Below are 13,015 nucleotides of genomic sequence, written 5' to 3' on the forward strand. Positions count from 1 at the left end.
CCACGAAAACTACCGACGGGCATGATAGAACTGGAGGACGTGCTGGCGGCGCGAGAGCGAGTCGCCGAGACCGCCCGGCACACACCGCTCGATTATTCGCACACCTTCACTCGGATGACAGGGGCAGAGGTACACTTGAAATTGGAGACGTTCCAGCGCACGGGAGCGTTCAAGATTCGGGGGGCGACCAACCGCATCAAGACGCTCTCCGACGAGGAGAAAGCGGCTGGCGTCGTCACTGCGAGCGCGGGCAACCACGCGCAGGGGGTCGCGCTCGCGGCGACGCGCGTAGGCGTGGACTCGAAGATCGTCATGCCCGAGCACGCACCCATCTCGAAGGTTCGGGCGACCGAGAACTACGGTGCCGAGACCGTCCTCTACGGCGAAGACTACGATAAGGCGGCCGAGCGGGCCCACCAGATCGAACGCGAGGAGGGGCGAACCTACGTCCACGCCTTCGACGACGATATGGTGATGGCCGGACAGGGCACCATCGGACTGGAGATCTTGGACGACCTGCCCGACGTGGAAACCGTCGTCGTTCCTATCGGTGGCGGCGGACTCATCAGCGGCATCGCAACCGCGATCAAAGGACACAACCCCGACGTACGAATCGTGGGTGTGCAGGCCGAAGGCGCGTCGAGCATCGCCGACTCGCTCCGGAAAGGGTCGGTGCAGGAGATCGACAGCGTGGATACCATCGCCGACGGAATCGCCACTCGGAGCGTCGGCCAACAGACGTTCGAGGTCATCGACGACCGCGTGGACGAGGTCGTCACCGTCTCGGACTCGGAGACGGCGGTGGCGCTCGCGTACCTCCTCGAACGCGGTAAGACGCTGGTGGAAGGTGCAGGAGCGGTCTCGCTCGCGGCCATCCTCGAAGAGAAGTTCGACTACGACGACGACGAGGTCGTCGTCCCGGTGTTGAGCGGCGGCAACATCGACATGAACGTTCTCACGACGGTCATCATGCGGGGACTGGTCGAGACGGGACGCTACCTGAAGATCAAAACCGTACTCAAAGACCGACCCGGTTCGCTCCGCGAACTCCTCGACGTCATCGCCGACGCGCAGGCGAACATCTACGCCATCCAGCACGACCGGACCTCCCGCGACATCGCTATGAACGCGACCGAGGTCGAACTCGATCTCGAGACTCGCGGCCAACAACACGTCGAGAACCTGCTCGAATCGTTGCGAGAGAGCGGCTTCGACGTAGAAGTTCTCGTCTGAGTTTCGCGGAGGGTTCGTCTGAGATTCGTCTCCTTTTGACGTAGGTTTAAGTTCTGCCGGGTGAACACACCGATATGAAGCGCACCATTAGCACCCAGGACGCCCCTGAGGCGGTCGGGGCGTACAGTCAGGCAACGACGAACGGCGATCTCGTATTCACTGCCGGACAGATACCGATGACACCCAGTGGCGACCTGCTGGACGACGAAGATATCGCCGTCCAGACGCGCCAGAGCCTGGAGAACGTCAAAGGAATCCTCGAAGAGGAAGGGCTGACCATGCAAGACGTGCTGAAGGTGACCGTCTTCCTGGGCGATATCGAGGACTTCGACAAGATGAACGAGTCTTACAGGGAGTACTTCCAGGACAACCCACCGGCCCGGAGCGCCGTCGAGGTCGCCAACCTCCCGAAAGGCGTCGGCGTCGAGATCGAAGCCATCGCCAGCGGCGAGTAAGCGTGAACCCCCGCGTCAAGGCGAGTCTCCTGTGGGGTGTCATCGGTGTCCTCGTCTTTCTCGTCCTCTTGCAAGGATACGAACTCTACACCGACTATCGGTACTCGCTCGGCGTGAAGCTCGGTGCGGCCCTCGTCGTGGCGATCGGAGCGCCGATCCTCACCTACGTCGCGGACGGGTATCTCGATTAGAACAGAAGCCTTTAAACCGCGTACCCGGTTACGAACCAATAGGCCGGGATGGCCGAATGGCAAAGCGCACGCCTGGAAAGCGTGTTCCCGTATGGGATTCTGGGTTCAAATCCCAGTCCCGGCGTATTTTCTGCGAACAAGTCCGTAAGCACCGTGTAGCGTGTGCTTACGCTAACGTGAGCAGATAATCGACACCGGGATTCGAGCAGACCAGTCACAGCCCGCGCAGTGAGTGCGAGCGGTGAAACCGCGAGCGAACGAGCAGGAATGTCTGGGCGAGTTCAAATCCCAGTCCCGGCGTTTTCGAGTGAACTACACGGTGAGCACCGCGTAGCAGGAGCCACACTCGGGAGTTCAAACGGCCGTCAGTTGGGAGCAGAACTCGTGAAAGAGATGAAGGGAGAACTGTTCAGTCAGACGAGACTCAGTACACCACGTCGTAGAAGATGGCTTTCAGGCTGAAGCGAGGAACGCCCTGTGGTCGCTCGACCGTCGTCTGCCCGTATCGACTGAACCGATACTCATAGGTCACCGTAGTTCCGGATTCTGTCGTAATCGTCTTGACTGCTCGTTTGAGATGGCCGGTCGTCGTGTCGATGGTGAGTTCGAAATACCCGCGTGGTGCGGTCGCCATACTGTGCGCGACCGTATTCTCGGCGGCCGCATTCGCCGTCACATCGTCGTCGATTCGCACCACGAGAATCGTTTCGTTCCTGCGGACGATTCGAACGTCGGCGTTTGCAACGACAGTCGAGTTAAATGGATTTTCGACGTGGTGATAGCTAACCGATGGCTCCTCGACTCACTCCTTTTCCCACGTTCCGACGTAGAAGTCGGTGTTTCCCTAGCCCATCGTCTCTTCGCCGAAAAATCGAATCGGTGTCGCGTTCGTCGCTGGCTCGCTGAGTAACGACGTTGCCGCATAGCGGTGCTCGCTGTTTTGAACGTAGACTCTGGCATACACCGGCTTGTTCTCGCTTTTACTCATGCGATCCATCGTGTAGTCATCGCACTGGAGGTGCTCGATCGACGTAGCAGCGATAGTTGAAGGAGAGGCAGATGTATCTACCTCGGGTGGTTGTTGCTGGCCGATTACAGGATCAGCAATTCGAACACCACAGATAGCTACGAGTGCGACCAACGCGACTACAACCGCGGTTCGAGTTCGAATCACTATATCAGAATTATTAAAATATATAATAAATGTCTCGCTCAGTAGATATCCGTTTTAGAACGAATCCACCAACGATGAAACGTCAGTCCACAGACGCCCACTCCCACTCCTCGACCGTCGCCTCCGCATCGTGCAGATGACACGCCGCCGGATGTCCGGCACCTGTCTCCTGCTCTATCGGAGTCTCCCCCTCACAGACCGTCGAGAACTGGCTGCGCAGTCGCTCGTCCGCACCCGCCACGTCACCGGAAACGATGTCCGAGAGCGCGGACGACAGCACTGCCTCAGCATTCTCGTCACGCAGTTCGTCGGGGATGTCGTACTCGGCGCGGATCGCAGACCGAAGCTGGTCGTCGCTCACCGCGTCCTCGGATTCCGCCGCACCCTGCGCGACCGCGAGTTGGCGGAGTGAATCGAGGTTCACGTCGTCGTCTGCAACCGCCACCCGAAGATCCATCACCGAACGCCAGTGGTCTTGCTCGAAGTCGTAACCTTCCGGTGGGATGACCGCCGGACAGCGTGGATGGAACGAACACCCGGAGGGTGGCGAGGAAGCGTCTGGCACGTCGCCGCGAAGTGTCATCCGGTGGTCGGGAGCGTCCGGATCCGTCGTCGGAATCGCGGAGACGAGCGCCTGTGTGTAGGGGTGCTGTGGATCTTCGAACAGGTCTTCGGTCGGCCCTCGCTCGACGATCTCGCCGAGATACATCACCGCCACGCGGTCGCAGATCTCCCGGACGACACCCATGTCGTGGGTGATGAGCAACAGCGAGAGGTCGAACTCCGACTGGAGATCCGAGAGCAGGGCGAGGATCTCGGCCTGCACGCTCACGTCCAGCGCCGAGACGGGTTCATCTAGAACGAGCAGGTCGGGGTTCAGAATCAGCGCCCGCGCTAGCGCCACCCGCTGTTTCTGGCCGCCGGAGAGTTCGTGGGGATACTGGTCGAAGTCGTCTTCCGAGAGACCGACACGCGAGAGGAGGTCTTCGGTGATCCGTCGTCGTCGGTCTTCGTCGGTCATGCCGTGTATCGTCAGCGGTTCAGCCACCGACTCGCCGATGGTCATCCGGGGATCGAAACTCGTCGTCGGATCCTGGAACACCATCTGGGCACGCCGCCGGAACGCCTTCCGTTCTGTTCGGTCGTACGCACCGATATCGTCGCCATCGAAGCGGACGGTTCCGTCGGTCGGGTCTTCGAGGTAGAGCAACGACGTGGCAGCGGTCGATTTCCCGCTTCCGGATTCTCCGATGAGACCCAGCGTCTCGCCGGGATAGAGATCGAAATCGATGCCATCCACAGCACGGACGCTGCCGACCTGTCGTCGGAGCGCCCCTTTCGTGACGGGATAGTGCTGTTTCAATCCACGAACGGAGAGGATCGGTTCGTCACTCATCGTCGCTCCTCCGTATCGACCAGGTCGTCCGTTCTCGCGTTCCGTCCATCCCGTCCCTCCTGTCCATCCCGTCTACCTTCCCCATCGAGGACGACGGACGAATCGTGGTCTTGCCGATGGAAGACGCAGGACGCCTGCTGGTTGCCGCTGACGCCCTTCAGAGGTGGTTGCCCGTTTTCAGCACAGGCGTCGATGGCGTGCGGACAACGGGGATGGAATCGACAGCCTGCCGGTGGGGAGACCGGATCGGCCATCGACCCGCCGATAGGCTGTAACATACCCCCACGGCCAGGGAGACAGTCGAGCAAGGCTTGCGTGTAGGGGTGGGCCGGTTGGGCGAACAGGTCGCTGACGTCACTCCGTTCCATCACCTTTCCGGCGTACATCACGACGACGCGGTCGGCGATCTCTGCGACGACGCCGAGGTCGTGGGTGACGAACAGGATCGCCATGTCGCGTTCGTCCTGCAGGTCGGCCAGCAGGTCGAGGATCTGGGCTTCGATGGTCACGTCGAGCGCCGTCGTCGGTTCGTCCGCGATGAGCAGGTCGGGTTCGCCTGCCAGCGCCATCGCGATGACGACGCGCTGGCGCATCCCGCCGGAGAATTCGTGGGGGTAGTCGTCGGCCCGCAATTCGGCTTTCGGGATGCCGACGCGTTCCAGCAGTTCGACGGCGCGACGCCGGGCTACTTTGTCGGTAACGTCCTGATGGTACTGGATGGATTCTACGACCTGACTCCCGACGGTGTACACTGGGTCGAGGGCGTTCTGCGGATTCTGGAAGACGTACGCGATGCGATTACCACGAATCTCCCGGAGTTCGGCGGGTGAGCATTCGAGGAGGTCTCGACCATCGAAGTCGATCTGACCGTCTTCGATGTTTCCGGGCGGTTCGGGGACGAGCCTCGTGATGGACTCACACGCGACGGTCTTTCCGGAGCCGCTCTCACCGACGAGACAGACGGTCTCGCCACGGCGAACGTCGAAGCTAACGTCGTCGACTGCTTTGACGATACCTCGCGGTATGTCGAACGTCGTTCGAAGGTTCGAGACGGAAAGTAGTGGGTTTGTCATAGTTCCTCCCGAATCCGAGGGTCGAGTATCTCTCGCAGTGCGTCGCCGAGGAAGTTGAACGAGGCGACGGTGAGTATCAGGAACACGACCGGAATCACTTCTGCCCACCAGAGGAACGTCGGATGGAAGTCGCTGAGGAAGGCGGCGTACACCAGATACCCCCACGAGTTCTGTCCTGCCCCGTGGAGTTGGAAGTAGCCGAGCATCGCCTCGATGAGGAGGAGCATCGGAATCTGTAGCGTGATGGCGACGAGGACGGTGCTCGATACGTTCGGGAGCAGGTGTCGGCGGATGATCCACCGACGACTGCTCCCAGCGTTCCGTGCCGCACGGATGAAGCCGAGTTCGCGTTTCTGGAGTGCTTCGCTCCGCACGAGCCTCGCGGTGCTGCCCCAGCTCAACAGGCCGAAGACGGTGACCATCAACAGGATACTGCCGCCGTACAGTGCTTCGAGGAGGAGGAAGACAAACAGCGGCGGGATGGCCTGCTGTAGGTCGACGTAGCGCATCAACGCTTCGTCCACGCGACCACCGAAGTACGCCGCGATGGTGCCCACAGCAGTCGCGAGTGGTGCGATGAGTGTCGCGGTGATGAGCGTAACTTGCAGTGCGATCCGCATCCCCTGGAAGATCTCGATCATCACGTCCTCGCCACTGCTCGTCGTCCCGAGGGGATGTACGAGACTGCCGTGACACACGTTGTTCGATAGTTCGCCGACGCAATGGGTGATTCCGATACCGTAGTACGGGACGGTAAGCCCGAACGGCGGCTGATACGGCGCGTTACCGTACGCGAACTTATCTGCAGATGCGATGGCGTCCTGGAGCGGAGGTACGAGTATCGGCGCGACGAGGCCGCAGATGAAGAAGAACACGAGATAGCAGAGGCTGGCGACCGCTACTCGGTTCGTCCGAAGTTGGCGCCAGCGACGGCGTGTCAGCTCTCGATTCTGATACAACGGAACGAGCACGTAGAAGGTGAACACCGCCAGCGAGAGCATGAACAGCCAGTCCAGCGTGGTCACGTTCCACTCCCAAACGAGCGGTTTGTCGTCCGGGAGCGCCTGAAGGTCGTACAGAAATCCGAGTGCTAACCCGAGCGCGACGAGCGCGAACACCTTCGTTCGTCGTGCTACGGTCGTCCCGGTGGTCTGATACTCGTCCCAGTCGATCGCGTCGAACGTGTCGTGTCGTGTCGCCATAAGCGGTCGAACCCTCCTGTCACGTCTCGGTCGGTGGAGCAGTCGTCCACTCTGAGAGACGTATCAGAGACTATCTGGCGAAACTAATGTAACAATAGTATAAAAATGTCAGTATTATATCAACGAGGTGGATGGTGATTCTACCGATGCCGACTGAAGTGAACGGTCGTACGGGAGAAATATTTATCAGAAAGGAATGAATTATGAGCAACAGTAGCATGGAACTGGTGACATCGCGGACGATCGCACTGGGACACTCGGTGAGCAACGAACTCCCACATCTGGAGGGACGCTAATCGTGCGCCGATACGTCGCCCGACGAGTGCTCTGGACAGTGTTCGCTGCGTATCTCCTCCTCTCGTCCATCTTCCTCGTCTACGCGTACGCGCCAGACCCGAACAAGAAGACGGCTGGACTACTGGCGGGACTGTCTGGCGGATCCGTCGAGAAGGCCGAACAGGCCTATGCCAACGCCAGAAACTACGACGAACCGGTGCTCGACCGATACGTCAAATGGATCGTCGCGTACACGACGTTCGACTGGGGTACGGATATCAGTGGCACCCCGGTCATAGAACGGCTCGAACATGCCTTCCCGATCACGCTCATCTATCTCATCCCTGCGATACTGCTGTCCACCATTCTTGGCACCGCTATCGGGCTGTACTCGGCAGTTCACCAGCACAGCTACGTCGACCGTATCGTCACTGCGGTCACGTACACGGGACTGGGTATGCCCGGCTTCTGGCTGGCGGAGTGGCTGGCGCTTCTCGCACTCGAACGACTGGGCTGGTTGCAGGCCATCTGGGATCCACGATACGGTCTCTGGACGCCCCAGAACCTTCCGTTCATGGCGTTCCCGATGATCGTCGTCATGACCAACCTCCTTACCGTACAGATACGGTACACGCGCTCGATCTCGTTGGAGTACGTGCCAGCAGAGTTCGTGAAGACGCTTCGCGCCAACGGTGCCGGAGCACGTGACGTCGCTCGGCACGTCCTTCGTAACGCCGCCCTCCCGCTCGTATCGCTGTTCTTCGCGGAGACACTCACCATCCTGTTCATCACCATCCTCGTCGTCGAGATGGTGTTCGGTCTCCCAGGCTTCGGTTCGCTGGCGTTCCAGGCCATCAAAGCGCGAGACCCAGGACTCATCCTGGCGACGACGATGATTCCCATCTTCATCGGACTGGCCGGTAATCTCATCCAGGATATCGCGTACGCCATCATCGATCCGCGCGTCGAATACGAGTGAGAATCACTGACACCGGCTATCGGAACGCCACTAATATTTCGGCGAAAAAAGAACGACGAACAGCTACGCTACGACTTCGACCTGCGAACCGGCTGCGTTCTCCTGGACGCTTTCGATACCGTTTCTCGCCGTCGACTGGCGTTCGTATCCTTCGCCACTATCCGCGATGATGTTTCCATTGTCGTGAACCAGTCGCCAGCGCCATTCCTCGTTGGCATCTCGATAGAGTTCGAAGGTTGCTTTGCTCATCTGCGCGTGTAGATACGGGCGCGACCGACGTAATACCCCATTTTCTGCTAGTTTTTCGAACTATCGACCCGACAGCTACACCTCGTGATACGACGCGAGCGAGATCGGTCGATGTAAGGCGACGAGTCGGTCGAACTCGCGGTTGCAGGTGTGACAGAAGTAGTGGCGACCAGTTCGCGTCCAGTCGGCGTGCCCCTTCGGACAGCGTTTGCGCCACTCGTCTACGTCCGGCGATGCGTCGCTCGACGTGCTCGATTTCGACATTTTTGATCTCCCTACGAATGGAGACGACGGTGACCATGAAGAAAGCGAGCCGTATTCAGAGTGAAAGTGAAACAGAGGGCAGAGATTCATCTTTCAGGAGGTCGAAGGAGAGATGAATGCGTTCGCTCGCCCCACCTGTCCTCGTCCTCGCCGCGATGCTGTTTTTCGGTGCGTACTTCGTCGGCTATCCCGTCCCCGGCGCGGAAACGCTCGACTCGTGGCAAGGCGCGGAAGTCATCGAGGTTCCGGACGACCGACCGGAACGACTGGCCGACCCAACTGACCCCCAGTTCCGTCGGTGGGTCGAGTTCTACATCCACGTCTACGTGAACGAAGAGCGTTCCGAGCGCGGGCTCGCTCCCCTCGAATTCGACGTGGGATTACGGGAGGTCGCACGCGGTCACAGTACCGAGATGGCTCGAAAGAACTACTTCGCGCACGTTTCGCCCTCGGGCGACGACCCCGGCGACCGCTACCGGGACGCAGATTACTACTGTCTCCGCGGTGCGGGCGAGAACATCGCGTACACCTACTTCGACCGCCAGGTCAGAACTGAAACCGGAGCGGTGGTGCGCTATCGAACCGCGGAAGAACTCGCTCGCGGCGTCGTCTCGCAGTGGATGAACTCGACCGGTCATCGAGAAAACCTCCTCTCCGAGAACTGGGAACGCGAGGGAATCGGGGTCTACTACACAGAAAGTGGACGTCTCTTCGCTACGCAGAACTTCTGTTGACCCGTACAAAAAATTAAGTGTCCTCGAAGACACCTGTCTGAACACGTCTCTGGTAAGGAACCTGTTCGAGAAATATAAACGAGGCAACAAGAGATGAGGAAACGACCAGACGGAGACAGATGAGGGGACGAACTGACGACGTGGACGGGACGGAAACACCCCTGTCGAGAGACGTTGTGTTCCAGGTGCTGAGCAATCAGCGACGACGGTACGCGCTCCACCACCTTCGGCGACACGAGAATTCGGTCGAGATCGGCGAACTGGCGACGAAGATCGCGGCGTGGGAGAACGGAGTAAGCGTGGAGGAAGTGACGTCGAAACAACGAAAACGCGTGTACAACACCCTCCAGCAAGCCCATCTCCCGAAGCTCTCCGAGACTGGTTTCATCGAGTACGACCCGGCCCACGGCGAGCTCACGCTGACCGAGAAAGCCGAGATGCTAGACGTGTACCTGGAACTCGCACCCGACAACGACTTCCCGTGGTCGGAGTACTACTTTGTGTTGGGCAGTATCAGCCTCGCACTCGTCACCGGTTCGTGGTTGAACGCCGGGCCACTCGGCCTCGTTCCGGAGATCTGGTGGGCAGTCGGTCTCGGCGCGGTGGTCATGGTCTCCGGTGCGGCCCACATCTACTACCAACGAAACATCTACCGCGGATATTCGGAAGTGCCGGAGCGAACCTGATCGGTGACGGTAATCTTCTGGGAAACAGGTATCGAACTCAGTCGGCGACGAGAACCGGATGGGGATCACGAATCAGCGACACCTCGTAGCCGAACGCGGACACCAGTTCGAGACTCGTCTCTACGTGGTCGGTAACTCGTGGAATGGAGACGCGCCCGCCCGCGAGCGCGAGGAAGACGAGCAACTGGTCGGCCATCTGCTCGTCGACCGCACCGCGAGCGTCGTCGAACGCGAGAAACGAGTCCACGACGCCCTGCGCCACCGATTCTGCGGGGATACCTCTCTCACCCAGTGCGTCGAATCCGGCGATAGCGTCGTCGTAGTCCGCTCGGACGAGCAGGGAGGTGCCGGGTGAGTTCGATTTCGCGTACGTCACTCGACGTTCGGTGACGGAATAGCCTGCCGTCGAAAGTCGTTCTCGCGCCGCGTCTGACTGGCGTTCTGCGACGTTCTGTGCCGCGAGTGACGTAGACGCCTTCGAGTAGATCCGGACGCCAGCGAGTGACCCCCGGTCTGCGAGTTCGATCTGCGAAAGCGACGATGGGGCGAGCCACACCGTCGCCTCGCCACCGCCTGCCGGATAGTAGCCGGTTCGGGCGACATCGATCGCGGCCTGGACGCCGAACCGACGACAGAGGGGGAGTTTCACCTGCCGATGATACGCCACTGGCGGTGCCCACCGAACGTCGGTTCCGCCGGTGACCGTGACCGCGAGTGGCTGGTCGAGCACCATCGCCAGTGGCAAGAGGGCGTCGAAGACGAGCGTGACGCTTCCAGCAGTTCCCACGTCGATAGCGAATCGGCCGCCGTCGGTCGCATCGGGATGGAACGTCAGCGCCTCGGAACCGACTGCGTCACCGTGGATGTCGGCATCGCACGCACGGGCGACGGCACGGACGGCAGCGAGGTGTTGCGGTCGCAGACCGGGATTCGACCGGTTCGCTCGAATCCCGGTCATCCTGAAAGACTCCCCGGAAAGCGCCGCGAGCGAGAGTGCAGAGCGAAGCAGTTGCCCGCCACCAGTCGAACCGTCGAGCGAGAGCATCGACCGAGATAACGGGGCGTGACGTGAAAAACGGCGCCATCACCAGGTTAGTATATAAATGGCCGTTTCGTACTGTCAGTCTACACCAGAGACCCATGCTAACTTGCCCCATGGGTGTTCGAAGTAGGCGTCGCCTTCGTGCGATTTTCCGGCGGCTGGGTCGCGGTGCCGAGATGGCCGCGAATCGCCATTCCCGAACATTTATATAGAATCACAATCATAGTTGCTTCTGTACTATGAGCCAGCGGATGCAAGGTCAACCAATGATCGTAATGTCCGAGGATTCCCAGCGCGTTAAAGACAAAGACGCGCAGGAGCACAACATCACCGCGGCCCGAGCCGTCGCGGACGCTGTACGCTCCACACTCGGACCGAAAGGGATGGACAAGATGCTCGTCGATTCGATGGGCGACGTGACCATCACGAACGACGGTGTCACCATCCTCAAAGAGATGGACATCGACAACCCGACGGCCGAGATGATTATCGAGGTCGCCGAAACCCAGGAAGACGAAGCAGGAGACGGCACCACGACGGCTGTCGCGGTGACGGGCGAACTCCTGAAGAACGCCCAGGATCTTCTCGAACAGGACATCCACCCCACGGCAGTCATCAAAGGTTTCCACCTCGCCAGCGAGAAGGCGCGTGAGGAGATCGACAACATCGCCGAGGAGATCGACACCGACGACGAAGACCTCCTCCGCAAGGTCGCCGAGACCAGCATGACCGGCAAGGGTGCCGAACTCAACAAGGAGACCCTCAGTCAGATCATCGTAGACGCGGTCCGCGCGGTCACCGTCGAGGGCACGGTCGACCTCGAATACGTCAACGTCGAGACGCAGACGGGTCGCTCCGCAGGCGAGTCCGAACTGCTCGAAGGCGCGGTCATCGACAAAGACCCCGTCCACGACAACATGCCGACGTCCGCCGAGGACGCGAAGGTTCTCCTGCTCAACGAAGCCGTCGAGGTCGAGGAGACCGACGTGGACACCGAAGTCTCCATCACCGACCCCGACCAGCTCAAAAGCTTCCTCGACCGCGAGGAAGCCCAGCTGAAAGAGAAGGTGGAGCAGATCAAAGACACTGGCGCGGACGTCGTCTTCTGCCAGAAAGGTATCGACGACCTCGCACAGCACTACCTCGCCAAGGAAGGCATCCTCGCCGTCCGACGCGTCAAAAAGAGCGACATCAAGTTCCTCCGTGAGGTCCTCAACACGGACATCGTCTCGGACCTCGACAGTGCCTCCGACGTCGAACTCGGTACGGGTAGCGTCACCCGCGACGACGCCGACGAACTGTTCTACGTCTCCGGTGGCGACGACGCCCACGGCGTGACGCTCCTCCTGCGTGGTTCCACCGACCACGTCGTCGACGAACTGGAGCGCGGTATCATGGACGCACTCGACGTGGTGGCCCAGACCGTCAGCGACGGTCGCGTCGTCTCCGGTGGCGGTGCCATCGAAGTCGAACTCGCCTCCCGACTCCGCGACTACTCCGACAGCGTCGAAGGCCGCGAACAGCTCGCAGTCGAGGCGTTCGCCGACTCGCTCGAACTCGTCCCCCGCGTGCTCGCCGAGAACGCCGGACTCGACTCCATCGACACGCTGGTCGACCTCCGTGCGGCCCACGAAGATGGCGACAAACGCGCTGGCCTGAACGTCTTCAGCGGCGACGTCGAGGACACCTTCGAGAGCGGTGTCGTCGAACCGGCCCACGCCAAAGAGCAGGCACTCTCCAGTGCTACCGAGGCCGCGAACCTCGTGCTCAAAATCGACGATATCATCTCCGCCGGCGACCTGTCCACCGACAAGGGTGGCGACGAAGGCGCTGGTGGCCCACCCGGCGGCATGGGTGGCATGGGCGGCATGGGCGGTATGGGCGGCGCAATGTGAAATCAGGGATAAACTGATTTCCACGCCCAGTTCGACGAATCAGTGTCCAACTACCTCTCGTAGATTTTTTCGAACCCTCGTGGATAGCGATGTGTTTTCAGTGCATACGGACTATCTCCCCCGGAGTTATCGCATCGTTTGGACGATTTCGACGAGCGCGCCAACT

General features: G+C 60.3%; 15 protein-coding genes and 1 tRNA gene. 8 read left to right on the forward strand and 8 right to left on the reverse strand.

Annotated elements, in window-relative coordinates; genetic code table 11:
- Positions 1–21: 21 nt before the first annotated feature.
- The 4 genes from ilvA (at position 22) to ACR3FE_RS12430 (ending at position 2,003) form a co-directional block, all read left to right on the forward strand.
- Positions 22–1,233, forward strand: a complete 1,212-nt coding sequence (ilvA, locus tag ACR3FE_RS12415; RefSeq protein ID WP_458207443.1) for a threonine ammonia-lyase — start codon at positions 22–24, stop codon at positions 1,231–1,233.
- 74 nt (positions 1,234–1,307) lie between these two features.
- Entirely contained in the window at positions 1,308–1,688 is a 381-nt protein-coding gene (locus ACR3FE_RS12420) for a Rid family detoxifying hydrolase (RefSeq protein ID WP_458207444.1), read from the forward strand.
- Between the two features lie 2 nt (positions 1,689–1,690).
- Positions 1,691–1,879, forward strand: a complete 189-nt coding sequence (locus ACR3FE_RS12425) for a DUF7981 family protein (RefSeq protein ID WP_458207445.1) — start codon at positions 1,691–1,693, stop codon at positions 1,877–1,879.
- A gap of 42 nt (positions 1,880–1,921) precedes the next feature.
- Positions 1,922–2,003, forward strand: a tRNA-Ser gene (locus tag ACR3FE_RS12430).
- Positions 2,004–2,303: 300 nt separating this feature from the next.
- Here the strand turns inward: ACR3FE_RS12430 and ACR3FE_RS12435 are convergent.
- The 5 genes from ACR3FE_RS12435 to ACR3FE_RS12455 form a co-directional block, all read right to left on the reverse strand.
- The gene (locus ACR3FE_RS12435) at positions 2,304–2,573 is read right to left on the reverse strand and encodes a hypothetical protein (protein ID WP_458207446.1); all 270 of its coding nucleotides are present in this window, start codon (positions 2,571–2,573) and stop codon (positions 2,304–2,306) included.
- Positions 2,574–2,723: 150 nt separating this feature from the next.
- A complete protein-coding gene (locus ACR3FE_RS12440; protein ID WP_458207447.1) occupies positions 2,724–2,867 on the reverse strand; it encodes a hypothetical protein in 144 nt (47 codons plus the stop codon).
- 268 nt (positions 2,868–3,135) lie between these two features.
- The gene (locus ACR3FE_RS12445) at positions 3,136–4,449 is read right to left on the reverse strand and encodes an ABC transporter ATP-binding protein (protein WP_458207448.1); all 1,314 of its coding nucleotides are present in this window, start codon (positions 4,447–4,449) and stop codon (positions 3,136–3,138) included.
- Positions 4,446–5,522, reverse strand: coding sequence for an ABC transporter ATP-binding protein (locus ACR3FE_RS12450; protein WP_458207449.1), 1,077 nt, complete (start codon positions 5,520–5,522; stop codon positions 4,446–4,448). Before ACR3FE_RS12450 ends, ACR3FE_RS12445 begins: the two co-directional genes overlap by 4 nt.
- Positions 5,519–6,724, reverse strand: a complete 1,206-nt coding sequence (locus ACR3FE_RS12455; RefSeq protein WP_458207450.1) for an ABC transporter permease — start codon at positions 6,722–6,724, stop codon at positions 5,519–5,521. Before ACR3FE_RS12455 ends, ACR3FE_RS12450 begins: the two co-directional genes overlap by 4 nt.
- Positions 6,725–7,022: 298 nt before the next feature.
- Between ACR3FE_RS12455 and ACR3FE_RS12460 the strand changes: the two genes are divergently transcribed.
- Positions 7,023–7,979 (forward strand): ABC transporter permease, encoded by a 957-nt coding sequence (locus tag ACR3FE_RS12460; RefSeq protein WP_458207451.1) that lies wholly within the window; start codon positions 7,023–7,025, stop codon positions 7,977–7,979.
- A gap of 63 nt (positions 7,980–8,042) precedes the next feature.
- Here the strand turns inward: ACR3FE_RS12460 and ACR3FE_RS12465 are convergent, their stop codons facing one another.
- Both ACR3FE_RS12465 and ACR3FE_RS12470 read right to left on the reverse strand, forming a co-directional pair.
- Positions 8,043–8,228 carry an HVO_2922 family protein gene (locus ACR3FE_RS12465; protein WP_458207452.1) on the reverse strand — a complete coding sequence of 62 codons (186 nt, stop codon included), beginning with the start codon at positions 8,226–8,228 and terminating at the stop codon, positions 8,043–8,045.
- Positions 8,229–8,303: 75 nt separating this feature from the next.
- Complete coding sequence (locus ACR3FE_RS12470) at positions 8,304–8,492, reverse strand: hypothetical protein (RefSeq protein ID WP_458207454.1); 189 nt, start codon at positions 8,490–8,492, stop codon at positions 8,304–8,306.
- A 116-nt stretch (positions 8,493–8,608) separates the two neighbouring features.
- Here ACR3FE_RS12470 and ACR3FE_RS12475 point away from each other — a divergent pair, with 116 nt between their 5' ends.
- Positions 8,609–9,226 (forward strand): CAP domain-containing protein, encoded by a 618-nt coding sequence (locus ACR3FE_RS12475; protein WP_458207455.1) that lies wholly within the window; start codon positions 8,609–8,611, stop codon positions 9,224–9,226.
- A 119-nt stretch (positions 9,227–9,345) separates the two neighbouring features.
- Positions 9,346–9,912: a DUF7344 domain-containing protein gene (locus ACR3FE_RS12480; RefSeq protein WP_458207456.1), complete on the forward strand. Its 567-nt coding sequence runs from the start codon at positions 9,346–9,348 to the stop codon at positions 9,910–9,912.
- Between the two features lie 37 nt (positions 9,913–9,949).
- Here the strand turns inward: ACR3FE_RS12480 and rtcA are convergent, their stop codons facing one another.
- On the reverse strand, positions 9,950–10,957 hold the full coding sequence (gene rtcA / locus ACR3FE_RS12485; RefSeq protein ID WP_458207457.1) for an RNA 3'-terminal phosphate cyclase: 1,008 nt from the start codon (positions 10,955–10,957) through the stop codon (positions 9,950–9,952).
- Between the two features lie 236 nt (positions 10,958–11,193).
- On the opposite strand from rtcA, the gene thsB reads away from it, so the two are divergent.
- On the forward strand, positions 11,194–12,849 hold the full coding sequence (thsB, locus tag ACR3FE_RS12490; protein WP_458207459.1) for a thermosome subunit beta: 1,656 nt from the start codon (positions 11,194–11,196) through the stop codon (positions 12,847–12,849).
- Positions 12,850–13,015: the final 166 nt, after the last annotated feature.

Source organism: Haladaptatus rarus, from assembly GCF_054177585.1.

Coding starts and splice junctions, on each gene's coding strand:
- ilvA (WP_458207443.1), top strand. CDS start 22: ATGATAGAACTGGAGGACGTGCTGGCGGCGCGAGAGCGAGTCGCCGAG.
- ACR3FE_RS12420 (WP_458207444.1), top strand. CDS start 1,308: ATGAAGCGCACCATTAGCACCCAGGACGCCCCTGAGGCGGTCGGGGCG.
- ACR3FE_RS12440 (WP_458207447.1), bottom strand. CDS start 2,867: ATGAGTAAAAGCGAGAACAAGCCGGTGTATGCCAGAGTCTACGTTCAA.
- ACR3FE_RS12445 (WP_458207448.1), bottom strand. CDS start 4,449: ATGAGTGACGAACCGATCCTCTCCGTTCGTGGATTGAAACAGCACTAT.
- ACR3FE_RS12450 (WP_458207449.1), bottom strand. CDS start 5,522: ATGACAAACCCACTACTTTCCGTCTCGAACCTTCGAACGACGTTCGAC.
- ACR3FE_RS12455 (WP_458207450.1), bottom strand. CDS start 6,724: ATGGCGACACGACACGACACGTTCGACGCGATCGACTGGGACGAGTAT.
- ACR3FE_RS12465 (WP_458207452.1), bottom strand. CDS start 8,228: ATGAGCAAAGCAACCTTCGAACTCTATCGAGATGCCAACGAGGAATGG.
- ACR3FE_RS12470 (WP_458207454.1), bottom strand. CDS start 8,492: ATGTCGAAATCGAGCACGTCGAGCGACGCATCGCCGGACGTAGACGAG.
- ACR3FE_RS12475 (WP_458207455.1), top strand. CDS start 8,609: ATGCGTTCGCTCGCCCCACCTGTCCTCGTCCTCGCCGCGATGCTGTTT.
- ACR3FE_RS12480 (WP_458207456.1), top strand. CDS start 9,346: ATGAGGGGACGAACTGACGACGTGGACGGGACGGAAACACCCCTGTCG.
- rtcA (WP_458207457.1), bottom strand. CDS start 10,957: ATGCTCTCGCTCGACGGTTCGACTGGTGGCGGGCAACTGCTTCGCTCT.
- thsB (WP_458207459.1), top strand. CDS start 11,194: ATGAGCCAGCGGATGCAAGGTCAACCAATGATCGTAATGTCCGAGGAT.